This window comes from Brevibacillus sp. NPDC003359, from assembly GCF_042878995.1.
Lineage (GTDB): Bacteria > Bacillota > Bacilli > Brevibacillales > Brevibacillaceae > Brevibacillus.
This window is the reverse complement of sequence record NZ_JBIAOR010000002.1, coordinates 469,922-494,659: the sequence shown is the minus strand read 5'-3', so window position 1 is coordinate 494,659 and position 24,738 is coordinate 469,922. Positions and strand designations below refer to the sequence as shown.

Here is a 24,738-nt window from a genome sequence, read left to right as displayed (position 1 = left end):
CATCCCTCTGTGTATTCTTGATTACTTTGATTAAAACACAAATGACCCGCAAGGGGTCACTTTTTAAAAGTGTCCACCATACGGGTCACAGATCAGATTGAGGGTGAGGTCGGCTTTTTTGTTGTGGCCTAGAAAGCAAAATCAAACGAATGGCATCCTACACCTGTCCACACGCTATCAATCTCCTTGTCATATCTTACAGCAAAGATAGAAGGAGGTGAGTGGAATGGCAGAATTACGAGTAAGCTTGTGGGCAGGTAGAAACTTTGAAGCTCGTCGTATTCGTTTTCGCAGACGTGGGGTAGCAGTCAGACAGTGCCAAGCTCTTGAATTTAATGATGTACTGTCGAGTTTTAGATTACGAGCAGGGAATAATGGCCGAGTTACCCTCGTTTTGTTTTCAGGAACCGCTTATCAAGGTGATTTTCGTGTCTTCCGGGGGAATCGGAATATTGCCGACCTCGGTAATTTCAACTTCAATAATCGCACCTCGTCATTCATTTTTGTGGGACGCAATTTGACTACTTCTCAAATCAGGGAGATTCAACGGACGAGTACGGCACCGAGAAACGTGGTAGAAATAAGAACGTAGAAGGGGAAGTTTGGGTCAAAGAAAAAACAACCGAGATCACATTCGGTTGTTTTTTCCATTTCTATTCAACAAATGATTCGCTGTCTTATGGCGTCTGCCACACCTTGCGCGCGATTTTGCACACCGAGCTTTTTTAACGCGGACTTGATGTAATCCTGAACGGTAAACTCACTGATTCCCATCCAGTCCGCCATCTCCTTAACGCTTTCGCCCCATGACATCCGCTGCATGACTTCGACTTCTCGGCGTGAGAGCTTGACGGTTTTAGGGAATCGGTTGCCAATACTTTGCCTAGCATCGCACAGTATGCACTTAAGGATTGTATCAATTGATGGTTGATGCCGGAACAGCCATCCTGATGCCAGGAAATACCGGCGTAGCCGAGTACGTTAGGCCCATAGCTGATGGGGAGGATGAGCGCATAAGGGGCGCCATACACCAAATTGGGCGGGATCTCACGGATCGCCTCAGAATCTAGCAGTACTGCTCTTTGTTCGCGAATCGCATGCTGGATGAGGGGCATATTGCGCATGTCCACCCGTATATCGCGGATGGAGCATAGCTCTTGGTCAAGGATCGACCAGAGCCCCTCCCCCATTTGACTGAGCGTCGAGTAATTGCACAGAATGGCTCCCATGAAAGGGAAGAGATCCACGAAGCCGCGTACAGCAAGAACCAGTTTCTCCTCATAAAATGTCGTTTCTTTGATTCGATCGATGTACATGTTCAGCTCTGGACTGACCATGGAGTGGTTGCCACCTCCATTTGAGTGATGAACACCCCCTGATTTTGGGGGATGTGAACGACCGTTCAGCCTGACCTATAATCAACCTACAGCGCCTTCATTTTATCAAACCACTGATCTGAGCGTAAAGAAAGGAATTGGTATAAATTAACAAATTGGTGACTTCTTCCATTCGTTCGGAATAGAAGGCGTATGAGAAAAAAGAAAGGTTGGATGGGGATGAGGAATGGTTTTGTTTCGACCAGCCAAAAAGGATTGAATCAGGAGCTACTACCGTACCAATTGTATCAAAAAGCGAAAAGGTACGGCATTTGGAACCCACAGGACATTGATTTTTCTCAAGACCGAGAAGATTACGCGAATATGAGTCTGGAGCAGAAGGAAGAAACCTTGGGGCGGATTGCTGGTTTTCTTGGTGGGGAAGAGGCAGTCACCCTCGATCTTTTGCCTTTGATCATGGTCATTGCAGAGGAAGGGCGATTGGAGGAAGAAATGTATTTGACGACCTTCCTCTTTGAAGAGGCCAAGCATACCGAGTTTTTCCGGTTGGTTCTCGACAACATCGGTGAGTCAGGAGACTTGCATCATCTTCACGATGATGTGTACAAGCGAATTTTCCATGAGATATTGCCGAATGCACTCAATCGTCTGCTGACGGATAAATCCCCCGAAGCTATCGCAGAGGCTTCTACTGTCTATAACATGTTTGTGGAAGGCGTGCTCGCAGAAACTGGCTACTATGCATTTTACGAAGCACTCAGCAAAACGGGGCTTATGCCCGGTTTAATGCAGGGAATTGGGTATTTGAAGACAGACGAATCCCGGCACATAAGCTACGGAACCTTCCTGTTGCAGCGATTGATCTGTGAGCATCCCCATATTTACGATGTCATTGCCAAAAAGATGGATGAGCTGGCTCCAATGGCAAGTCATCTGTACGACTGGATGGACGATCCGCAAGGGGTGAGTGCATTCGGAGTGAAGGTCGCTGATTTGCAGCAGTTTGCGAAAAAGCAACTAAATGTGCGCATGGAGGTACTTGCCCGAGCAAAAGGGCAGACGATGGAAGAGTTGTATAAGCATACAAGGACAGCTGTCGATGTGTAAAAAAAGGCGTTCGAACGTATTCGCCCGTGGAAGAGCGAGGCATTATGTGGTGGAACTGGGCTCGGGTCCTAAAGAGGAATCCGCCAAAGGTCTGAGTAAAAAACAACCTTCCGTCCGTATTTTACAGCCTGGTTGATCCCTTAAAATAAAGCCATAAGAGGAAAACATTGGATAGGGAGAGATACTAAAATGAGAAAACAAAAGTGGATGATGATGGGAATTACGGCAGTTGTTTGTTCAGCGCTGGTGGTGCCAGGGGCGTTTGCCAAAGAAAAAGATGACGCACATTCCGTGACGCCTGCTTTCTTCGCCCCTGGTCAGTACACAGCTCCAGTAGCCCAGAAAACAGATGCGGTAACAAGCACGAAAACAACAGGAAGTGCATTTGTTTTCGCACCAAATGTAAACGACAAAGAAGAAAATTAATGGGCTAAAAGCATCCGTACAGGATGCTTTTTCTTTTGAAGAAAATGGATTTAAGTCTCAAGTCTGACAAAAAAAACAATCTTTCGTCCGTGTCGAGCACACTACCCAATGCCATACAATAAAAAGCGTTACAGGAAAACATTGGATAGGGAGAGAGACATAGATGAGAAAACAAAAATGGATGATGATGGGTGTAACAGCAGTTGTTTGTTCAGCGTTGCTCGTGCCAGGAGCGTTTGCGAAAGAAAAGGATGATTCTTACACCGTGACACCTTCCTTGGTAAGCCCTGGTTCGTACGCCGTACCAACCGTTAAAGTAACCGAGGCCAAAAACACACCACAAACCGGAGCTTCGTTTATTTTCGCCCCGACTGTAAACGAAAAAGAGGAAAAATAAAGCAGAAAAAAGCTGTCAGACTATGTCTGGTGGCTTTTTTTCTGTGAAAAACGTCCCCTCTCATCGAGGGATCGAAACATCTCGACATTTTGCATAAAAGTGGATGCGATCGCTTGCGGTCAACCAAACGGTCATGACCGTTTGGTTTGGGCGAGTAGGATGTAGGTGGACGATGCGCCACTTCCAGTCACTAGGCATATGATGGTGGGTGAATCCTAGCAAGAGAGGAGCTTCGCTGATGAGCAATCGCCAGAAAATGGCGGATGAGGAATTACAGGAATGGGCAATCCGACTGGATGCTCAATCGCCGCAGGACGTGCTAGTAGAAGCCGTGGAAAACTACGCAGCTGGTCTGATCCTGGCTGCCAGCTTTGGCGCCGAAGATGTCGTTTTAATCGATATGCTGCACAAATTGGCTCCCACCATCCCTGTATTTTACCTCGATACCAACATTCATTTTGCTGAAACGTATGATACACGTGACAAGCTGCAAGCCAGATACGGCGCGACATTTATTCAAGTGCAGCCACAGCTGACGCTAACCGAGCAGGCAGAAAAATACGGAGACAAACTGTGGGAGAGAGAACCGAATCTTTGCTGCGAGATTCGCAAGGTAGAGCCGTTAAAGCGCGTCCTGTCCAACTATCAGGCGTGGATTACAGGCATTCGCCGCGAGCAATCACCTACCCGAGCGAATACCAAAAAAGTGGAGTGGGACGAAAAATTCGACCTGGTTAAATTCAATCCGCTAGCAGATTGGACGGAGGCCCAGGTGTGGGAATATATCCATGCTCATGATGTCCCCTACAATCCATTGCACGACCGGAACTATCCAAGCATTGGCTGCCGGGTATGCACGCGCGCTGTCATGCCTGGCCAAGATTCTCGGTCCGGACGGTGGGCTGGCTTCGAAAAGACCGAATGCGGTCTGCACAAATGAACAGTGCAGGAGGGAAAACCGTGAAGCAAGAGACCTTGCCGCATGGGATCAAAAAAGCTATTATCGTGGACAAATGGACACTCTCAGACATCGAATGCCTTGCCATTGGAGCATTTTCACCTTTGACTGGGTTCATGGAAGAGGCGGATTACCACACTGTCGTGGAAACGATGCGTCTAGCCAATGGAACGGTTTGGCCGTTGCCAGTGACATTGGCTGTCGATGCATTTGAGCACGACGATCTTGTTCCTGGTGACAGTATTCTGTTACGTGGTGAAGATGGAGTGGACTACGCGATTTTGCAGGTGAAAAGCTGCTTTGTGCCAGACAAAACGCGTGAGGCAGAGCTCGTTTTTCGCACGGTAGATCTCGCTCACCCCGGTGTGAAAAAGCTGTTTGAAAAGCCAGACCTATACGTGGGTGGCCCCGTAGAAGTACTGCAAAAGCCAAGGCCTGAGCGCTTCTCAGATTTTTATTTGACCCCAGCTGAAACGAGAGAAAGATTTCGAGAAAATGGCTGGAAAACGGTGGTTGGTTTCCAAACGCGCAATCCCGTTCACCGGGCGCATGAATATATTCAAAAGGCAGCATTGGAGATTGTTGATGGCCTTTTTCTCAACCCATTGATGGGGGAAACGAAATCAGACGATGTTCCTGCACAAGTACGAATGAAAAGCTATCTGGCTCTCCTAGAAAACTACTATCCGCACAAGCGTGTATTGCTCGGAGCTTTTCCAGCTGCCATGCGATATGCGGGTCCGCGTGAGGCGGTCTTCCACGCATTGGTACGGAAAAATTACGGTTGTACACACTTTATCGTCGGCCGCGATCACGCAGGGGTAGGCGATTATTACGGCACGTATGATGCGCAACACATCTTTTCCGAGTTTGCCCCAGGGGAGCTCGGTATCCAGCTGCTCTTTTTTGAGCACAGCTTTTACTGCATGGCATGCCAAGGTATGGCAACGACCAAGACGTGCCCGCATGACAAAGACTCTCATATGACCTTATCGGGAACAAAAGTAAGGGAAATGTTGAGAAACGGGATTACGCCACCTCCGGAATTTACTCGTCCGGAAGTCGCGACTATTTTGATAGAGGGATTGCAAGCCTCACAATAAAACGGAACCGAAAAAGCAGGAGAGGGACGGCAAAGCCGTTCTTTTTCCGTTGCAAAAACTGGACAAGTCTCCCTTTTCATGTATCCGCTTTCAAGCAAAAACCGCGCTGTATAGCCATTTCCTACTGAGCATTCGTTCGGACGAAAGTCCAGTAAAATCTTTTTGTTTTCGTTGACACCCCCTAGGTGCCTAGCTATAATCAGACGTAACACTTTATTCTGACAACAACAATATTGAAAATATTTTAATAGTAGGCCACGACGAGGATGGTGCGCGTTACCCCTTTTACAGAGAGCCCTGATGCTGAGAAACGGGTATAGGGTACGCCGCATTGCTCACCTCCGAGCCGTTTTGCTGAAACTTGCTTTGCAGGTAGTAGGCCAAACCGCTTAACACCCGTTAACGTGTTACAGTCCACATACGTTGTGACTGGCTGAGATCGGCTGACCGTGAGGCGCCGATAAAGTTGGGTGGTACCGCGAACCCTTTCGCCCCAAAAGACATGGAAATAAAACCGTGTCGGGGCGAAAGGGTTTTTCTATGTGTCTATAGTTATTTTCAATACCTGTTGAGAAATGGGAGGAGGAGAGGTCAATGAGTGTTGAAATGGCCGAATTGCAGAAAAAGAACGGCATTCCACCGATTCAGTTCGGGGAAGAAGTGACAGGAGCAGAAACGCTGCTGCGCTGTTTGATCCTGGAGCAGGTCGAATACATCTTCGGCTATCCAGGCGGTGCGGTGCTCCCCATTTATGACTCCTTATACGGGAGCTACTTCAAGCACATTTTGACTCGTCACGAGCAAGGCGCTATCCACGCTGCTGACGGATTTGCCCGAGCGACAGGCAAACCGGGTGTATGTATCGCTACTTCTGGTCCGGGAGCAACGAATCTCGTAACGGGGATTGCGACCGCTCAGATGGACTCGGTTCCGCTGGTTTGCATCACGGGTAACGTGGCACAGTCGCTGATTGGTACCGATGCGTTCCAAGAAGCGAACATTACGGGAATCACCATCCCGATAACGAAGCACAGCTACTTCGTCCGCGATATTCGCGATCTCCCACGGATTGTGAAGGAAGCTTTCCACATCGCGACAACCGGTCGTCCGGGCCCAGTATTGATCGACATTCCAAAAGACGTCGCCAATGCGAAGGCACCATTTACTTACCCGGATAAAGTGGAGATTCGTGGCTACCGCGCATCACTCGTGCCAAGCAACGAAGAAGTACAAGAGTTTGTAAAAACCGTTGGCGAAGCGAAGCGTCCAGTCATTTTGGCGGGCGGGGGAATCATTGCATCTCAAGCAGAGAAAGAATTGCGTGACTTTGCTGAACAAGCACGCATCCCGGTAATCAACACCTTCATGGGGCTAGGCGGTTTTCCTGGAACACACGAGCTGTCACTGGCAATGCCAGGGATGCACGGAAATTACACGGCGAACCAAGCGCTCTTGAATGCGGATTGTGTGATTGGTCTGGGAGCACGCTTCGATGACCGGATCACGATGGGACGTACCAAGGAGTTCGCACCAAAAGCCCGCATCGTACACGTCGACATCGATCCAGCAGAGCTGGGGAAAAACGTAACGACAGCCGTCACAGTAGCGGGCGACGTGAAGAGCACGCTGGCAAAAGCCATTCCACTTGTAAAAGCTTGTGATTCCGAAGCGTGGATCAGTCAGTTGAAAGAGTGGAAAGAACAATATCCGTACAAGTACAAAAAAGATGGCGACGTATTGAAGCCACAAGCAGTCATTGAACTCTTGTACAACTCCACAGATGGGGAAGCGATCGTCACAACAGACGTTGGACAACACCAGATGTGGACAGCTCAATACTATAAGTTCAAGCACCCGCGTTCCTTTATCTCTTCCGGTGGTCTCGGCACGATGGGCTTCGGCTTCCCGGCAGCAATTGGCGCACAAATCGCTCACCCGGATCGCACGGTGATCTCCGTCGTAGGGGATGGCGGATTCCAGATGACCAACCAGGAGCTGGCAATCGTCTCCCAATACAACATTCCGGTCAAAGTAGCGATTGTGAACAACCAGTGCTTGGGAATGGTTCGTCAATGGCAGGAGCTCTTCTACGATAATCGCTACAGCCAAATCGATCTGACGTGCAGCCCGGATTTTGTCAAACTGGCGGAAGCATATGGCGTAAAAGGCTTGCGAGCAAGCACGCCACAGGAAGCCGAAGCAGTTTGGGCAGAGGCACTTGCGCATGATGGACCAGTCGTGGTGGACTTCCGAGTTGCACAGGAAGAAAACGTATATCCGATGGTTGCAACAGGCAACACATTAGATCAGATGGAATTGGGGGACGATTAGGATGCAGCAACATACCATTTCCGTACTCGTCAACGACCAACCAGGCGTTTTGACTAGAGTGGCGACACTGTTCGGCCAACGCGGCTTCAACATCGACAGTATTACGGTGGGAGGCACGGAAGAACAGGGGCTGTCCCGGATGATCATTTCAACCGGGGGAGATGACCGCCAAATCAATCAGCTCATGAAGCAATTGCACAAGCTGATCGATGTCATCTCCGTCACGAATCTCAGCGAGAACCCTTTTGTTTCACGGGAACTGGCACTGATTAAAGTGACGGCATCGCCTAGCCAACTGGCAGAGTTAAACGGAATTGTCGAGCCGTTCCGTGCCGCGATCGTCGATGTGGGCCCTAGCTCACTGATCGTGCAAGTAACGGGTGACAGCGAAAAGATTGATGCGCTGCTCGTACTATTACAAAGCTACGGTGTTATTGAACTGACAAGAACAGGTTCAGTAGCGATGGCGCGCAGTATTGTTCCAGCAACAGCCGCAGCAACGGTTTAAATCGCAAAATTTCTGAATAAAAATTCAAACTAAACATTTTTAGGGAGGCTATACAAATGGTAAAAATGTATTATGAAGCGGACGTAAAACAAGAGGTACTGCGTGGGAAAACAATCGCAATCATCGGCTACGGTAGCCAAGGTCATGCACAAGCACAAAACCTGCGCGACAGCGGTTATAAAGTAGTTGTAGGTCTTCGCCCAGGGAAGTCTTGGGATGTTGCAGCAAAAGACGGTTTTGAAGTTCTGACAGTAGCAGAAGCAACCAAACGCGCTGACGTGGTTCAAATCCTGATGCCAGATGAGCGTCAAGCACAAGTATACCGCGACGAGATCGCACCAAACCTGAAATCCGGTACTGCACTGTGCTTCTCTCACGGATTCAACATCCACTACGCGCAAATCGTGCCACCAGCTGATGTAGACGTAATCATGTCTGCTCCAAAAAGCCCAGGTCACCTGGTTCGCCGCGTATACCAAGAAGGCTTCGGCGTACCTGGTTTGATCGCGATCTACCAAGATGCGACTGGTAACGCGAAAGATCTCGCACTCGCTTACTCCAGCGGAATCGGTTGCACAAAAGCTGGCGTAATCGAAACATCTTTCCGTGAAGAGACAGAAACAGACCTGTTCGGTGAGCAAGCAGTATTGTGCGGTGGCGCAAGCGAACTGGTAAAAGCAGGCTTCGATACATTGGTTGAAGCAGGTTATGCTCCTGAGATCGCCTACTTCGAGTGCTTGCATGAGCTGAAGCTGATCGTTGACCTGATGTACGAGGGTGGCTTGGCTCGTATGCGCTACTCCATCAGTGACACGGCTGAGTACGGTGACTACAGCATAGGTCGTCGGATCATCACAGATGAGACTCGCAAAGAAATGAAAAAAGTACTGGCGGAAATCCAAGACGGTACATTCGCTCGCAATTGGATCTTGGAAAACCAAGCAAACCGTCCTGGCTTCACTTCCCGTCGCCGTCTGGAATCCGAGCATGGCATCGAGGTAGTAGGGGAGCAGCTGCGTGGCATGATGTCTTGGATCAACAAAGATACGAAAAAAGAAGAAGCGAAAATCGGCCAATAATTGGCACGTAATAAACTCTTATATAATGTAGGGAAAAATGTGGAGGTGAAAAGTTCATGCGTACCATTGAGATTTTTGATACGACACTGCGCGATGGGGAGCAGTCTCCGGGCGTCAATATTAGCACGAACGAAAAGGTGGAGATCGCCCTTCAACTCGAGAAGCTGGGCGTAAACAGAATTGAGGCGGGCTTCGCTGCTGCCTCCCCTGGTGACCAAAAGTCTGTGGCCGAAGTTGCAAAACGGGTGAAGAATGCAACCATCGTCAGCCTGGCTCGTGCCGTTAAAGACGACATGGATAAGGCATACGAAGCGCTTCGCAACGCACAAAACGCTTCCCTCCACGTCTTTCTCGCAACATCTCCGATTCACCGCCAGTTCAAGCTGAACATGAGCAAGGAAGAAGTCCTTGCTCGGGCGGTGGAAGCAGTTACTTATGCGAAAAAGTACTTTACGGAAGTCCAGTTTTCCGCAGAGGATGCAGCGCGTACCGAAATCGACTTTTTGGCAGAGGTTGTAGAGGCGGTTATCAAGGCAGGGGCAACCACAGTGAATATTCCAGATACGGTGGGCTACATGACGCCGTATCAATACGGAAACATTTTCCGTGAGCTCAAAAAACGAGTGCCTTCTACTGATCTCATTCGTCTGAGCTGCCATTGCCACGATGACCTCGGGATGGCGGTCGCCAACAGTCTCGCTGCTGTCGAGGGTGGAGCTACGCAAGTCGAGGGCACCATCAATGGAATCGGAGAGCGCGCCGGAAATGCTGCATTGGAAGAAGTGGCGCTTGCATTGGAGACGCGCAAGGATTACTACCAGGCGACGACCAAGCTGAATTTGAAAGAAATCGCACGGACCAGCCAGCTGGTGAGCCGTTTGACAGGGATGTTCGTGCCAGGAAATAAAGCAGTCGTGGGGGCAAATGCTTTCGCGCACGAATCCGGTATTCACCAGGATGGTGTGTTAAAAGAAGTCACTACGTACGAAATTATCCGTCCGGAATCAGTTGGCTTCAAGTCAAACAAACTGGTTCTTGGCAAGCACTCTGGACGCCATGCTTTCAAGGAAAAGCTAATAGATCTGGGCTATCACCTGGAGCAGGAAGAAGTAAACGCGGCGTTTGCAGCATTCAAGGTGCTGTGCGACAAGAAAAAAGAAATCAGCGATGACGACATCCTCGCATTGGTCGACTCCAAGATGGTTCGCGGACCTGAAGCGTTCCAGCTGGAATCCATCCAGCTCGCTTACGGCAACATTTCCGTTCCGACAGCGAGTGTTCGACTGATTCGTGCCGACGGATCGGTATGCGAAGAAGCCGCATGTGGAAATGGATCGGTTGATTCCATCTACAAAGCGATTGACCGTGCTACCGGAGAAGAAGTCACCCTCGTCGATTACAAAATCCTTTCTGTTACTCACGGGCAAGATGCTTTGGGTGAAGTATTCGTCCGTCTACAACAGGGCGAACTGATCGTAACAGGTCGCGGTGTGAGTACAGATGTACTGGAAGCGAGCGCCATTGCCTATGTGAGGGCAGTCAACAAGATCATGGAGCGGCGTGGCGAGCCTGCGCCCGTCAGTGCAACGATATAAAGATAAGTCACATGTGGATAGGATCATAGGAACCAGCAGCGTTCGGAAACCATTACGTATAGAAAAGCGGGATAAACGATGAAGAAAAACTATCGCATCGCCGTTCTTCCTGGAGACGGTATCGGACCAGAAATCATGCAGGAAGCGGTTAAAGTCCTTACACTCGTAGGGGAAAATGAAGGTGTCACTTTTACTTGCGAAGAAGGCCGGATCGGTGGTATCGCGATCGATACGGATGGAACACCGTTGCCAGAAGCAACCGTAACGCTGGCAAAGCAAGCGGATGCTGTGCTCTTGGGAGCCGTTGGCGGGCCGAAATGGGATCAGAATCCTGGGCATCTTCGTCCAGAAACAGGGCTGCTCGGCATTCGCAAAGCGCTCGGTCTGTTTGCGAACATTCGCCCAGCTACCATGCACAGCTCTCTGGTTGATGCTTCGTCTCTCAAGCCAGAAGTCGTTTCTGGTGTTGACTTGATCGTTGTACGTGAACTGACCGGGGGTATTTATTTCGGTGAGAAAAAACGCTACGACGGTCCAAACGGTGAAGTGGCAGAAGATCAGTGCATTTATCATGAAGCGGAAGTCGAGCGAATCATTCGAGTCGGCTTCGACATTGCACGCAAACGCCAAAAGCGTCTCGTATCTGTAGATAAGGCAAACGTTCTCGAAAGCTCCCGCCTCTGGCGCAAGGTAGCCGAGCGAGTAGCGGCTGACTATCCAGATGTAGAGCTGTCTCACCAGCTCGTTGACTCTTGCGCGATGCAACTCGTACGTGAACCAAAACAGTTTGACGTCATCGTGACGGAAAACATGTTTGGCGACATTTTGAGCGATCAGGCAGCGATGCTGACTGGTTCGATCGGGATGCTGTCCTCGGCGAGTCTGGCAGCAGGCAGCTTTGGCCTGTATGAACCGGTTCACGGCTCTGCTCCTGATATTGCTGGAAAAGGCATTGCCAATCCGCTGGCAACCATTCTGTCCGTAGCGATGATGCTTCGTCTTTCGCTCGGTATGGATGAAGCGGCAGCAGCAGTGGAAAACGCAGTATGGTCCGTACTGGAAGCAGGACATCGTACTGGCGATATCGCGGCAGACAGAAGCAAAGCGATTGGTACAGTCGAGATGGGCCAACTGGTTCGCGACGAGCTGTCCAAACAGTGGCAAAAACAATAACGTAGACACAAAAATAAACCCTGCCAAAGTCCTTCGGGTGCTTTGGCAGGGTTTTTATTTGGCTTATCCGATAGTGATCTTCCCTTTGGGATAACGGAAGTATTCTTTCTGCTTTCGCTGCGCGAGGGCAAAGGCAATCGTGAGTGGCCCCAAGCGACCGGCAAACATCGTCAGAACAATTAACGCTTTACCGATGGGAGTAAGGTTTGGGGTCAACCCCATAGATAGTCCAGTCGTAGCAAATGCAGAAGTGACCTCGAACAGAATCATCTCGAATCGCGCAGTTGTCTCTGTAATGGAAAGCACCATCGTCATGACAAGTACAATGAACAAGGCGATCATCGTCAATGTAAGCGATTTGTAGACCATGTGAGGCAAGATGCGTTGCCGGAAGAAGATCACGTCTTCTTTTCCTTTAATTTGGGCGATAACAGCACCAATCAGTGTGGCAAATGTCGTCGTCTTGATACCGCCACCTGTCGATCCTGGGGAAGCACCGATGAACATCAGGATAATAATGAGGAAGAGGGACGACTGATACATATCACCGATATTCAATGTGTTCGAACCTGCCGTACGAGGTGTAACCGACTGATAAAAGGAGCCAAGCACTTTGCCCATCATGGATAGGGGCTGTAACGTTTTCGGATTGTTATACTCCAAAATGAAGATAAGCACGGTCCCTGCCGTAATCAAGAGACCGGTTGTTGCCAGTACCACTTTTGTATGTAAAGACAGGCGACGGGTTTGACGATAATCGTATAACTCACTCACAACAATGAAACCAATACCGCCAAGAATGATCATCAAACAGACGACGAGATTGACGAGCAGATCATCTACATAAGCAGTTAAGCTGGCGAAATTCCCCATCAAATCAAACCCAGCATTATTAAAGTTAGAAATCGCATGGAAAAAGCCAAGGTATATCGCTTTTGACAGAGGAAAGTCAAATGCAAAACGAATAGAGAGAAGCATTCCTCCTATAAACTCAGTGAGGGCAGTAAAAATTAAAATCATTTTGGCTAAACGTACGACACCTTCTATCGATATCTGATTCAGCGACTCTTGCAGGATGAGCCGTTCACGCAATGAGATTTTTTTACGCATAATCAGTGCGAAGAAGGTAGCGAACGTCATAAATCCGAGACCGCCAATTTGAATGAGAGACAAAATAACAAGCTGACCAAAGATCGTAAAGGTCGTTCCAGTATCGACGACAACCAATCCTGTTACACACGTAGCAGAGGTGGCTGTAAACAGAGCATCAAGCCAATGCAGGCCAAGTCCATCAACCGTAGCGATCGGGAGTGTCAAAAGCAGTGCTCCCAAGAAGATAATCAAGGCAAACCCAAGAACAAGCGTTTTTGGTGGATCAAGGTGAAGCTTTTCTACGATTTTTTTAATCATAGCAGGTTATACCTCGGCTTTTTTCGAGTCTAGTGTATGAGAGAGAGGGAAATCCATCTCTTAGTATGGCATTTCCCTTGGAAAACTTACCGAAGAAGAGCAGCACCCAATCGGTGAAGCCAATGTTTCAACTCTCGTTCCTCCAGTGGAGCAAGTGGGAAACGGACAGCCGGGCAGCGCATAATGTCGGCAGGCTCATCTGCTACGCGAAAAGCATGGCCGCCTGTCAGCTCGAGACCTTCCTCTCGAAGGATGGCGACGACTCTCTCTTCTTGTTCTGTTGCTCTTGCGGTTGGCGTGCCCCATTTGATCCACGTATTTAAGCCCCCTGCAATGGGGTACATTCGTGCGTGATCTGGGAGTACCTGGCGTCTTTCCTGCCACAGTCGCAGGAAGCGGGTCTGGAACAGGGCGCGACGATCCGCCAGAAACTCCTCATAAAACCACGGATCATCGAGGAGTCGAACGGCTGATTCCACGACGAGCAAGGACGGCTCTGCACCCGTCATGGAAACAAGCTGGCTGTAGCGCTCCAACTCGTCATCCGATAAATCAGAAGGAAGCATCAACACGCCCAATTGCAGATCACGAGCCAATGTTTTGGACAACGAATGCAGATAGTAGACCTCCACAGGGCTTTTTGCCTGCGCAGCCATCTGGTACAGCGGAAGACTCGGTTCTTCAAACCAGAGATCGCCATAATGGTCATTTTCCACAAGACGTACGTTATGGCTCTGCGCCCATTCGAGCAGATCTTCCTTTCGTTTCAACGAATAGCTGATGCCGGTAGGGAAGTGATAATGCGGGTTAATCAAAAGCCAATTGGCTGGGTAATGCTCCTGCTCTTCCGTGAGGGCTTGAATACAAACGCCTTCTTCATCCATGCGAATCGGGCGAACGGTAATTCCGCACTGGCTCAATAGGCGAAGAAACACGGGATAGCTGTACTCCTCCACATAGACGACATCACGTGAATTCATGACACGCTGCGCAAGAAAGGCGAAGCCGCTCGTGCTTCTATTAAAAAGCAGGAGGCGCTCAGGTGAGTGAGGAAGCCCTCGGCGGCTGAGGTGATCGGCAAAAACTTTGGCAGCTTGTGTACGCCTGATTTTCTTTTGCGCGGACGGTTCATCCAATACGGTCAGACTCTCATAAAAAGCACCACGCAATCGCTTCACCAGTTCTTCGCTTGGACGAGGGGAGGAATCAGCCAGGGAAGCAATCGGAATATCTGTGAGTGGGAGGCGATTCTCCAAACGAGCTTCTTTAGCAAGCTGCGTCAAGTAATAGCCTTTGCCATGCACAGCTTCCAGCCAGCCTTCCAACGCAAGATGATCGTATGCTTTTTTGACTGTCTCCAACGAGCAGCCGCTAATGGTTTTCATATCTCGCAGCGATATCAATTGTTGTCCATCTACAAGAAAGGCACCACGCAGAATCGCTGTTTTTAATTGATCAGCGAGTTGTACATAGATCGGTGTGTGCGATTGTTTGTGGAAATGAAAAGAAAAATAAGGGCGATCTGGCATTCGCGCACGCCTCCTTGTCTGTCGAAAAATAGCAGTCATCAGCATTATATAGGAAAGGGGAGCATCTCGGGTATAGGGAGTGAAGAAAATGTTGCCGGAACGACGAAGGTATTGAAAACCTGAACATGGTATCATGAGAAGAGTATATATTGAAGGAAATGAGGAAATTACGGATGAGCACACAGGAACACAAGGCGCTATCGCCCAAGCAAGTCACATGTATGGTCATTACCGTTTCCGATACCCGGACAGAGGATACAGATAAAAGCGGACAATTAATGAAGGAGCTCCTCACTGAAGCCGGTCACAGCGTTGCCCATTATCAAATTGTAAAGGACGAGCCTGTACAGGTTATTTCGGCGATCGAAGCGGGAATGGCACATGATGATGTTCAAGTCATTCTCCTCAACGGCGGTACAGGCATTTCGCCAAGAGATAATACCTTTGAGGCTGTTTCTGGCTTACTCGATAAGGAAATGCCGGGATTTGGCGAGCTGTTTCGGATGCTGAGCTATACAGAAGACATCGGTTCAGCAGCGATGCTCAGTCGTGCGATTGCAGGGACACGGAAAGGGAAAATGATTTTTTCCACGCCAGGCTCGACAGGTGCGGTGCGACTGGCGATGAATCGGTTGATCGTGCCAGAGCTGGGGCATGTGGTGCGTGAATTAAACCGGTAACGATTTGCCGTTACTAGCCTCGTATGGTACTGTTACGAAAGGAAAAAGATCGGTCAGACCATGAACCATCGATTGCAGATGGTTTTTTGGTGCCGAATTTTGCAAGGAGAGTAGACCCATCCATGAAGATTTTACTATCGACGTTAAATGCCAAGTTTATTCACTCCTCACTTGCTTTGCGTTATTTGCGAAGCTATGCCCAGGAAGCATTTCCTTCCATTGAGCTGGTGGAGTATACCATCAACGATGTGACGTTAAATATAGTAGCAGACATACACAAGCGCAAGCCTGATGTCATTGCTTTTTCCTGTTATATCTGGAACATTCGCGAGACGCTCAGTGTCATTCGCACGCTGAAAAAGATTTGCCCGGATGTTCCGATTATCCTCGGGGGACCAGAAGTGACCTACGATGCGGACGAATGGATGAAGAAGCATCCTGAAATCGATGTCATCTGCATTGGTGAAGGGGAGCAGACCTTCTTGGAGCTCTTGCAGGTGTATCAAGAATCGTTGCAAACCAAGCAGCCTCCACGCCTTCGTGATGTAGCCGGAATCGCTTATCGCGAAGAGGAGTACGTACGTTTTTCCATGCCGCGTGCGCAAGTGGAAGAGATGGACAGCATGCCTTCGCCATACGCAGACCATCTGGACGAGCTGAACAATCGCGTCGTCTATTTTGAGGCATCCCGCGGCTGTCCGTTCAAATGCCAATACTGTCTGTCTTCAATTGAAGACGGCGTACGCTATTTCAGTCTGGAACGAGTAAAAGAAGATCTCATGCGTTTGATCAATCACGGCGTCAAAACGATCAAGTTCGTAGATCGCACGTTTAACATCAATAAAAAGTATGCGTTGGAAATCTTTCAATTCTTGATCGACAACCACAATGGCACGATCTTTCAATTCGAAATCACGGCAGACATTTTGCGTGCGGATGTACTCGATTTCTTGACTGAGAACGCACCGCCGGGCATTTTCCGCTTCGAAATCGGGGTTCAGTCCACAAATGATGAGACCAACCGCCTTGTTCAGCGGATTCAGCGCTTTGATCGTCTTTCTCGTACGGTAACACAGATCAAGGATTCGAAAAAAATCGATCAGCATCTGGACTTGATCGCAGGTTTGCCTGAGGAAGATTATGCATCATTCCGTAAAACCTTCAATGACGTGTTTGGTCTACGCCCGGAAGAGCTTCAGCTCGGCTTTTTGAAAATGCTGCGCGGGACAGGTGTTCGTGCGCGTGCGGCTAACCACGGCTATGTTTTTATGGATGAGGCTCCTTACGAAATTTTGGGGAACAACGTCCTTTCCTTTGAGGACATGCAAAAAATCAAGCGTGTAGAAGACATTCTGGAAAAGTACTGGAACGCTCATCGTATGGACTATACCGTGGAGTGGGTGTTGGCGAACCAGTTCGAAACGGCTTTTGACTTCTTCCAGACATTTGGCGACTATTGGGAAAATCAAGGCTGGAGCCGTATCGGTCATCAATTAGAGGATTTGTTCGTACGTTTGCAGAAGTTTTTGCAGGTGCAGCAAGTGGACGGTATGGGGCATGTGATCAGTATGATGAAATTCGATTTCCTGCGCAACCAGAAGCATCGCCCGCGCAAGCTGTGGTGGGAGGATGTCATGGACAAGGAAGAGATGCAGCAGACGTTCGCTGTCCTAACCGAGCAGCGTGAGCGACTCCGCGATGATTTTGCGGCACATGCTGCCTTGGAAAAAGATTATTTCAAGCACACGCTGACGGCCAAGGTGACCTTTGACATTGAAAAATGGTTGGAGACCGGTGAGCTTGTCGAGGGAGATTTTACACTCGTCGTGTATTATCCGTACAAAGATGAAGAACAAAATGCTTTTGCTGTCATCAAACAGGACGTCCAAGCAGTAGGCTAAACCATCGGATTATCAGATGAGTTGGGAGGAGGAGACGCCGATGAACGCAAGGGAGTATGCAGAGTCGGTCGAGGAAGTGTTGCGTGCACACGGTGATTCGAATGAGGCTGGCCCAATGGCGCAGTACATGAAAAATCATTTTCCTTTTCTGGGGATAAAATCACCACAGCGCAAAGAACTGACCAAACAAATCTTTCGAGATTATGGCGTACCCGAAAATTGGGAGCAGGTCGTTCGTTCCTTGTGGGCTTTACCAGCGCGCGAGTACCAGTATGTAGCGCTTGACGTACTCGATAAGTCCAAAAAGCGTCTCACCCCTGACCATCTACCGTTCGTTGTCGAACTCATCACGACAAAATCGTGGTGGGATACCGTGGATTATTTGGCCTCCCATACAACGGGCAGATTGTTTGCCTTGCAGCCCGAACTGATTGAACCGAATACGACTGCCTGGATGGATGGAACGAATATGTGGCTGCAACGAACGGCAATATTATTTCAGTTGTCGTACAAGGACAAGACAGATCAGCGGCTTCTCTTTTCCTTGGTGGAAAGATGCACGGATTCCAAAGAGTTTTTTATTCAGAAGGCAATCGGCTGGGCGTTGAGAGAGTATGCGAAGACAAATCCCGACGCCGTACGTGAATTTGTAGAAGCGACTCCACTCGCGAGTCTGTCCAGACGTGAAGCGCTCAAGCATCTATCACGATAGAGTCGTCTCGCGTATCTGTGCTTGATAAAATACGTAAATCTATTGCAAAATAAACAAGTACCGTTTTTGAGGTTCATACGTAATACATAGAGTCAGATATCGTGCGATGCCATAGCTGCTAGTATGTCAAGAAATGACCGCACTGTGGCAAGGATAGGGGATTTTGCCTCATGGAAGTCGACCTGCTGATGTCAATCATAGAGCAATACGGCTATGTAGCGATTTTTTTCCTGCTGTGGCTGGGGATTGTAGGTTTGCCGATTCCCGATGAGCTGGTTGTCGCTACAGGAGGATTTCTTGCCTCCATCGGCGTGTTAAACCCTTGGTATTCTTTTTTGGCGGGATATTTAGGGGTTGCCTCCGGATTGACGATTGGCTTTTTACTTGGAAAGTATTTTGGGAAACCAATATTGCAATGGCTGTGCAAAACCGAGAAAATGAGGAACGCCGTTAATCGATCAACGGGCTTGCTGGAGAAGTATGGTACTGCTGCTCTTTGCATCAGCTACTTATTTCCGGTTGTTCGCCATGTCGTACCTTATTTGGTCGGGCTGGGCGGTATGACCTTCCGACGATATGCGATGCTGTCTTATCCGATCGGGTTGGTTTGGACCATCGCCTTTTACTTTCTCGGCTATGTATTCGGTAATAACGTGGAAGCAATTATCGAGGTCATCCGTAAATACGGTTTCTACGCTTTGCTGGTGATCGTGGTTGTTTTGGGTGTGGTATTCTTCGTACGCAAGCAGTTTATGGGAAATCGGGCATATCGGGCAAAAGGAGAATAAGAAATGTACCATCAACAATTAGCTGCCCATCGCCGCAATTTCGTGCTGGTGCTAATCATAAGCTGGGCCCTCCTCTTGGTAGGATATTTCAATTCGAATGTCTGGGTGCTGGCGGCAGGAGCTTTGCTGCTGAATGGCTATGCTTATTACTTGATGCAGGCAGACAAGCGTCTGTCTAAAGAAAAAGGGTTTCGGGTTCCGGAACTGAGCCTTTTGGTGGTCGCATTTTTAGGAGGAGGGATCGGGGCGCTTGAGGGTATGCTCATTCAACGGCATAAGACCAAGCATATCTCTTTTCTCATCTTGCTTCCGCTCTTTTGCATCGCGCAAATCTTGCTAGTCATTTGGCTAACACAGCTATATTTGGATAAAAATCTCGTGTCGTAGATGGCACGGGATTTTCTTTTTGAGAAGGTGATTTTCTTGTTTGAAAATTCAGCCTATAATAGAGAGGAACGACAGAACAAGCTGAGGAGGTAGCTATGTCTCAATCAAGTCCCCTAACGAAAACGTATGCGCAACAATTGGATGCACAGGATGAACTCGCGAGCTATCGCGAAGAGTTTTATTTGCTTCCGAGCCTGTATTTGGATGGAAACTCGCTTGGCCTCATGTCAAAAAGAGCGGAAAAAAGCGTCATGGACATGATGCAGTCTTGGAAGGAGTTGGGTGTGGAAGGCTGGACAACGGGTAAGCATCCGTGGTTTTTCTTCTCGGAGAAATTGGGAGAGATGAGCGCAGCGCTTGTAGGGGCAAGCCCCGAAGAAGTGATCGTAACGGGGTCTACGACGATCAACCTGCATCAGCTGGCAGCTACCTTCTATCATCCGGTTGGGAAGAGGACGAAGGTGATTGCGACCGAGCTGGATTTCCCTACCGATATATACGCCCTCCAGAGTCAAATGAAGCTCCATGGACTGGACCCGGAAGAGCATTTGGTTCGGGTAGCGTCAAGAGATGGTCGCCTGATCGAGGAAGAGGACATTATCGATGCGATGACGGATGAAGTAGCACTAGTAGTCCTCCCGACGGTCCTGTATCGTAGCGGTCAGCTGTTAGATATCGAACGGTTGACAGCAGCCGCACACGAGCGAGGCATTCTCATCGGTTTTGACGGATGTCACTCTGTAGGAGCGATCCCGCATTCCTTCAGCAAATGGGGAGTGGACTTTGCCTACTGGTGCAATTACAAATACGTAAATGCAGGGCCAGGAAGCGTGGGCAGCCTCTATGTCAACCGCAAGCACTTTGGCAGGGCTCCGGGATTGGCGGGATGGTTCAGTTCGAAAAAGGATAAGCAATTTGACATGGAACATACGCTGGAGGCATGCGAAAATGCGGGAGCTTACCAGATTGGTACCCCACATATGCTGAGTCTCGCCCCGCTGCTTGGTTCCTTGGAAATGTTCCAGGAGGTGTCCGTGGAAAAGCTTCGTGCCAAGTCGCTCGGCTTAACGCGGTTCATGATGGATTTGATCGAGGTGGAGCTGGCAGACATGGGCTTTACGATTGCGAACCCACAGCAGGATGATCGACGAGGTGGGCATGTCAGCCTTGAGCACGATGAGGCCATACGTATATGCAAGGCTTTGAAGGAAGCGGGCATTATTCCTGACTTCCGTGCACCGAACATCATCCGGTTAGCCCCTGTTGCTTTCTATACGACTTATACAGAGGTTTGGGAAAGTGTCCAGATAGTAAAGACGATCATGCAAGAGAAGAGCTACGAGAAATTTGAAAACAAGCGTGAGGTAGTTGCTTAACAGGTCCGACTTAGGTTGGACCTGTTTTTCTTTTTGAATACGCCTTTTACCGGATTTCCTTTCCATTATTGGGCACACTATCCGTACATTCCATGAATAAGGGTGAGCAGGGTGAGCCAGTTCTTTCAAGCATGGCAAAAAAGAAAAGAAGCCCTCCAGTCAAAAGCGTTGGAGCAGTACTCCGACAAGAGCATGGAAAGTGTATCGGATGTCACGCTCACGACAAATGTGGAAGAAAACATTCAATTGATTGAAGCGCAGTTTGGAAAGTGTGACGATCTTGTCGTACGTCGTTTTCAAACGAAGTCGAAGGCTCAAGCCGCTATCGTTTTTATAGATGGCATGGTGGATCGCAATGTCATCAGTGATTTTATTATCCGCTATATGACAACTCCCGATATCACCTATCATGATCCGGCGACCAATGAGCTGGATTTGACCGACAAACTGAGGCAGATCGTCCGAAATATTTTGTCTGGATGTGCGGTACTGATCATCGATGGGTGTCAGAATGCTTACTTGAACAACACGAGAGGATGGGACAGGCGTTCGGTGGAAGAGCCTCAGACGGAATCAGTCGTACGAGGGCCACGCGATGGTTTTTGTGAGACATTATGTGTGAATTCAGCGCTGATCCGCTTCCGCTTGAAGGACCCTAATCTCAGAGTGCGTCATATGGTTGTCGGCGAACGAACACAGACTGACATTTACGTCATGTACATCGACGGCATTGCGTATCCCCCGATGGTGGAGGAAGTGATTGCGCGAATTGAGAGTGTTCATGTGGATTCTGTGCTGGAGAGTGGTTACATCGAACAAATGATCCAGGATCGGAGATGGTCCCCATTCCCGCAGATTCAAAACACGGAGCGCCCTGACAAAGTAGTGGCCAATCTATTGGAAGGGAAGGTAGGCATTCTGGTAGATGGGACACCGTTTGGTTTGATTGCTCCGGCTGTTTTTTCGCAGTTTTATCAGAGTCCCGAGGATTATTACGAGCGATTTTACATCGCGACCTTGATTCGTTTCATTCGGATTATCAGTATCAGCATCGCCTTGATGCTTCCGTCTCTTTATATCGCTTTTAGCGCGTTCCATCCGGAGATGATTCCTTCTCGACTGGTCATTGCGATGGCGGCAGGACGATCTACCGTTCCATTCCCTTCATTAGTCGAAGCCCTGTTTATGGAGTTGGCCATTGAGATATTGAGGGAAGCAAGTGTGAGGCTGCCGGGTCCAATAGGTCCTACGATCGGGATTGTTGGAGCACTCGTGGTCGGTGAAGCGGCGGTAACTGCTGGGCTTGTCAGTCCTGTCATGGTAATCATCGTAGCTGTGACGACAATCGGTTCGTTCGCATCGCCGAGTTACAGTGCAGCGATTGCCATTCGTATGCTCCGCTTTCCGGTTATGATCTTGGCAGGGATGTTTGGTCTTTACGGGATTATGCTGTTTGTGATCGTCATCCTCATTCACTTGTCTTCATTGAAATCGTTTGGAGTACCCTATATGAGCCCACTTAGTCCGCTCAACCTAAATGGAATGAAGGACTTGTTCATAAGGGCACCCCATCATCTATTCAAAACAAGGCCGATGATGTTTCATGTTCAAGATAAAACCCGGATGAGAGAGGAGGATAACCCGAAATGAACAGGAGGGAGGGGCGCGGCTGGCACCAGGCTCTATCGATGTGGCAGCAAATTTGTCTCATGACAAGTACCTTAATCGGTGTCGGCGTGTTGACCCTTCCTCGTACAACCAGTTCGAAATTATTTGAGGCAGGCTGGATCGCCCCCCTTATTGGCTCTGCAGGTGCGTTTGTTTCCTTATGGTTGATTGTCAAATTGAGCAAGCGTTACCCAGGGGAAACATTTATTGAATACAGTCACAAGGTATGGGGATCCGCCAGACGGCCTTGGGTGGGCAAAGTATTCAGCTTCCCTTGGATTTGTATCTATCTGGTATACCTGTACTTTTCCACGGTAGTCGTTTCGCGCGTATTTGGTGAAGTGGTTGTGACTTCCGTTCTTTTGCAGACACCGTTGGAAGTTGTGCTTATCACGATGTTATTGCTGGTCCTATTTTTGTGCATGCATGAGGTGGAAGTGGTAGCGCGAGTAAACGAGCTGCTGTTTCCTTTTATTATCTTGCCACTTCTTTTTATCGCGCTTGCGTCGTTCCAAAAAGCGGAATTTGGGAATCTCTTGCCGATTAATCATGTGTCATTCCGTTCAATGGTAGAAGGGGTATACGAAGGAATTTATTCCTATTCCGGTTTTGAAATTATGTTCGTCTTTTTCGCTTATGCACAACAAAACACGAACAGAGAATTGGCGGGATTTTACAGTCTGTTAATTGCAGCATTGCTCTACATGTTAATTGTGGTGGCTGGCATTTCGGTATTTGGGTATGAAGAGCTGCAAAGGGTGACGTGGCCGACACTTGAATTGGTCAAGACGACGCAGGTGCCTGGATTGATCTTGGAACGATTGGAGTCCGCTTTTTTGGCAGTGTGGGTTTCGGCTGTTTTTACCACTGTAGCTAATGCGTATTACGTTGTTGTTTATTCACTGAGACAGTTGTTTTGTAAGGGAATCAGGTTTCAAAGAATCATGGCTTTTGTCCTTCTCGTCCCTTTATTTTTCTTTTCTCTTATTCCACAAAACATCATAGAAGTATTTAAGGTGGCGTCGTTGTTGGGGTTGTCTAGCCTGGTCATTAATTTGCTTTTCCCGGTCGTATATTGGGTAGCAATCCTCATCCGTGACATGGTGACTCGACGAGAGGGGCGTAATGTCGATGGGTAAGTCTCTTAGATACTTCGCTCTGTTGATCGTCTGTACAAGCTTGCTTACAGGATGCTGGGACAGACGTGAATTGGAAGAACGCGCATCGGTACTGGCGATTGCGATTGACCAGGATGAAAATGATGAAAATCTGTACAAAATGACCGTCCAAATTCCGATTCCCATCAAAATCGCGGGGAGCAGCGGGAAAGGGGGAGGAAGTGGTGCGGATGCCGTGAAAATCATGAGCGTGACAGGAAGAACGGTGACAGATGCTTCTAACAATCTGCAAATGCGACTGAACCAACGATTGTTTCTTGGGCATACGCGTATTCTTGCCTTGAGTGAGGAGATCGCTAGAAAGGGAATCCAAGACATCATGGACAGTTTTCGTCGCGAACCGCAAATACGGCGACTTCTGTGGCCGATCGTCGTAAGGGGCAAAGCGTCTACCCTGCTGGAAATCAAGCCGAGGATCGAGCCGATTCCGGTCGTCTTTTTGATGGGGCTGATCGAAAATGGCATGAAATTAGGGAGAATTCCGGACCAAACGTTGGGCGACTATTTCAATCAGACCTCTAATCTTACCATGGAGCCGTTTCTGAATTATGTAGAGGCAAGTAAAAATGAGGTGAGCTGGAAAGGGGTTGCTGTTTTTCGTGGACACAAGATGATGGGGATACTGGATCACCTGCAAACATGGGCATTGCTACAGCTGCGAAATGAAAAACCGGGTGGAGACATTGTGATTGCGTTGCCGGAAACCAAGAACGGATATGTAAGCTTTCGACCGCACTTCGCAAAAAAAAAGGTGACCATTCATGATGACTTTTCCGCTACCTTTCATTGCGAGCTCCAAGGGGATATAGTCGAACTCACAGAAGACCTGCATATTACCCCAGAGCAATTCGTCACACAAATGCAGGCGCTTATCAAAAAAGAAATGGAAAAGCGTTCAAAGAAGCTTTTGCAGCAATTGCAAAAGCAGTACAATAGCGACGTTTTGAAGCTCGGCCTTATACTGCGTGCGAAGCATTACAGTGATTACTGGAAGACTCACAACTGGAAGAAAGATTTCAGGGATTTTCCGATTCGCGTCAAATACACAATCAAGCTGCGCCGTCTTGGTATGGAAATGCAATAGGAGAGCGATCA

Annotated in this window: 23 protein-coding genes; 20 read left to right on the top strand and 3 right to left on the bottom strand. The window is 48.7% G+C overall.

The window, feature by feature from the left end; translation table 11 throughout:
- The first annotated feature begins 226 nt into the window (after nucleotides 1-226).
- Nucleotides 227-592: a hypothetical protein gene (locus ACFYU8_RS11810; RefSeq protein WP_390298593.1), complete on the top strand. Its 366-nt coding sequence runs from the start codon at nucleotides 227-229 to the stop codon at nucleotides 590-592.
- A gap of 65 nt (nucleotides 593-657) precedes the next feature.
- On the opposite strand, the gene ACFYU8_RS11805 is transcribed toward ACFYU8_RS11810, so the two are convergent.
- Nucleotides 658-813 (bottom strand): helix-turn-helix transcriptional regulator, encoded by a 156-nt coding sequence (locus ACFYU8_RS11805; protein WP_390298640.1) that lies wholly within the window; start codon nucleotides 811-813, stop codon nucleotides 658-660.
- A 716-nt stretch (nucleotides 814-1,529) separates the two neighbouring features.
- On the opposite strand from ACFYU8_RS11805, the gene ACFYU8_RS11800 reads away from it, so the two are divergent.
- The 10 genes from ACFYU8_RS11800 to leuB all read left to right on the top strand — a co-directional run bounded on the left by ACFYU8_RS11800 (nucleotide 1,530) and on the right by leuB (nucleotide 12,014).
- On the top strand, nucleotides 1,530-2,444 hold the full coding sequence (locus tag ACFYU8_RS11800; protein WP_390298590.1) for a R2-like ligand-binding oxidase: 915 nt from the start codon (nucleotides 1,530-1,532) through the stop codon (nucleotides 2,442-2,444).
- Between the two features lie 189 nt (nucleotides 2,445-2,633).
- Nucleotides 2,634-2,870 (top strand): hypothetical protein, encoded by a 237-nt coding sequence (locus tag ACFYU8_RS11795; RefSeq protein ID WP_390298587.1) that lies wholly within the window; start codon nucleotides 2,634-2,636, stop codon nucleotides 2,868-2,870.
- A gap of 163 nt (nucleotides 2,871-3,033) precedes the next feature.
- The gene (locus tag ACFYU8_RS11790) at nucleotides 3,034-3,267 is read left to right on the top strand and encodes a hypothetical protein (protein WP_390298584.1); all 234 of its coding nucleotides are present in this window, start codon (nucleotides 3,034-3,036) and stop codon (nucleotides 3,265-3,267) included.
- A 238-nt stretch (nucleotides 3,268-3,505) separates the two neighbouring features.
- Nucleotides 3,506-4,207 (top strand): phosphoadenylyl-sulfate reductase, encoded by a 702-nt coding sequence (locus ACFYU8_RS11785; protein WP_390298582.1) that lies wholly within the window; start codon nucleotides 3,506-3,508, stop codon nucleotides 4,205-4,207.
- Nucleotides 4,189-5,328, top strand: coding sequence for a sulfate adenylyltransferase (gene sat / locus ACFYU8_RS11780; RefSeq protein ID WP_390298579.1), 1,140 nt, complete (start codon nucleotides 4,189-4,191; stop codon nucleotides 5,326-5,328). Before ACFYU8_RS11785 ends, sat begins: the two co-directional genes overlap by 19 nt.
- A 594-nt stretch (nucleotides 5,329-5,922) precedes the next feature.
- Nucleotides 5,923-7,659: a biosynthetic-type acetolactate synthase large subunit gene (gene ilvB / locus ACFYU8_RS11775; RefSeq protein ID WP_390298576.1), complete on the top strand. Its 1,737-nt coding sequence runs from the start codon at nucleotides 5,923-5,925 to the stop codon at nucleotides 7,657-7,659.
- A 1-nt stretch (nucleotide 7,660) separates the two neighbouring features.
- Nucleotides 7,661-8,167 (top strand): acetolactate synthase small subunit, encoded by a 507-nt coding sequence (gene ilvN, locus ACFYU8_RS11770; protein ID WP_390298573.1) that lies wholly within the window; start codon nucleotides 7,661-7,663, stop codon nucleotides 8,165-8,167.
- Between the two features lie 56 nt (nucleotides 8,168-8,223).
- Complete coding sequence (gene ilvC, locus ACFYU8_RS11765) at nucleotides 8,224-9,246, top strand: ketol-acid reductoisomerase (protein WP_390298570.1); 1,023 nt, start codon at nucleotides 8,224-8,226, stop codon at nucleotides 9,244-9,246.
- 56 nt (nucleotides 9,247-9,302) lie between these two features.
- Nucleotides 9,303-10,841, top strand: a complete 1,539-nt coding sequence (locus ACFYU8_RS11760; protein ID WP_390298566.1) for a 2-isopropylmalate synthase — start codon at nucleotides 9,303-9,305, stop codon at nucleotides 10,839-10,841.
- A 78-nt stretch (nucleotides 10,842-10,919) separates the two neighbouring features.
- Entirely contained in the window at nucleotides 10,920-12,014 is a 1,095-nt protein-coding gene (gene leuB / locus ACFYU8_RS11755) for a 3-isopropylmalate dehydrogenase (protein ID WP_390298563.1), read from the top strand.
- A gap of 63 nt (nucleotides 12,015-12,077) precedes the next feature.
- On the opposite strand, the gene ACFYU8_RS11750 is transcribed toward leuB, so the two are convergent.
- Nucleotides 12,078-13,424: a TrkH family potassium uptake protein gene (locus tag ACFYU8_RS11750; protein WP_390298560.1), complete on the bottom strand. Its 1,347-nt coding sequence runs from the start codon at nucleotides 13,422-13,424 to the stop codon at nucleotides 12,078-12,080.
- A gap of 86 nt (nucleotides 13,425-13,510) precedes the next feature.
- Nucleotides 13,511-14,953 (bottom strand): aminotransferase-like domain-containing protein, encoded by a 1,443-nt coding sequence (locus ACFYU8_RS11745; RefSeq protein ID WP_390298557.1) that lies wholly within the window; start codon nucleotides 14,951-14,953, stop codon nucleotides 13,511-13,513.
- 173 nt (nucleotides 14,954-15,126) lie between these two features.
- Here ACFYU8_RS11745 and ACFYU8_RS11740 point away from each other — a divergent pair, with 173 nt between their 5' ends.
- The 9 genes from ACFYU8_RS11740 to ACFYU8_RS11700 all read left to right on the top strand — a co-directional run bounded on the left by ACFYU8_RS11740 (nucleotide 15,127) and on the right by ACFYU8_RS11700 (nucleotide 24,727).
- Entirely contained in the window at nucleotides 15,127-15,633 is a 507-nt protein-coding gene (locus ACFYU8_RS11740) for a MogA/MoaB family molybdenum cofactor biosynthesis protein (RefSeq protein WP_390298554.1), read from the top strand.
- Nucleotides 15,634-15,755: 122 nt separating this feature from the next.
- A complete protein-coding gene (locus ACFYU8_RS11735) occupies nucleotides 15,756-17,534 on the top strand; it encodes a B12-binding domain-containing radical SAM protein (RefSeq protein WP_390298551.1) in 1,779 nt (592 codons plus the stop codon).
- Between the two features lie 40 nt (nucleotides 17,535-17,574).
- Complete coding sequence (locus ACFYU8_RS11730) at nucleotides 17,575-18,246, top strand: DNA alkylation repair protein (protein WP_390298548.1); 672 nt, start codon at nucleotides 17,575-17,577, stop codon at nucleotides 18,244-18,246.
- A gap of 170 nt (nucleotides 18,247-18,416) precedes the next feature.
- Entirely contained in the window at nucleotides 18,417-19,034 is a 618-nt protein-coding gene (locus ACFYU8_RS11725; RefSeq protein WP_390298545.1) for a DedA family protein, read from the top strand.
- Between the two features lie 3 nt (nucleotides 19,035-19,037).
- A complete protein-coding gene (locus ACFYU8_RS11720; RefSeq protein WP_390298542.1) occupies nucleotides 19,038-19,421 on the top strand; it encodes a DUF1294 domain-containing protein in 384 nt (127 codons plus the stop codon).
- Nucleotides 19,422-19,516: 95 nt separating this feature from the next.
- On the top strand, nucleotides 19,517-20,797 hold the full coding sequence (kynU, locus tag ACFYU8_RS11715) for a kynureninase (protein WP_390298539.1): 1,281 nt from the start codon (nucleotides 19,517-19,519) through the stop codon (nucleotides 20,795-20,797).
- 111 nt (nucleotides 20,798-20,908) lie between these two features.
- Nucleotides 20,909-22,447: a spore germination protein gene (locus tag ACFYU8_RS11710; protein ID WP_390298536.1), complete on the top strand. Its 1,539-nt coding sequence runs from the start codon at nucleotides 20,909-20,911 to the stop codon at nucleotides 22,445-22,447.
- On the top strand, nucleotides 22,444-23,604 hold the full coding sequence (locus tag ACFYU8_RS11705) for a GerAB/ArcD/ProY family transporter (protein ID WP_390298533.1): 1,161 nt from the start codon (nucleotides 22,444-22,446) through the stop codon (nucleotides 23,602-23,604). Before ACFYU8_RS11710 ends, ACFYU8_RS11705 begins: the two co-directional genes overlap by 4 nt.
- Nucleotides 23,597-24,727, top strand: coding sequence for a Ger(x)C family spore germination protein (locus ACFYU8_RS11700; protein ID WP_390298530.1), 1,131 nt, complete (start codon nucleotides 23,597-23,599; stop codon nucleotides 24,725-24,727). The genes ACFYU8_RS11705 and ACFYU8_RS11700 overlap by 8 nt, the downstream gene beginning before the upstream one ends.
- Nucleotides 24,728-24,738: the final 11 nt, after the last annotated feature.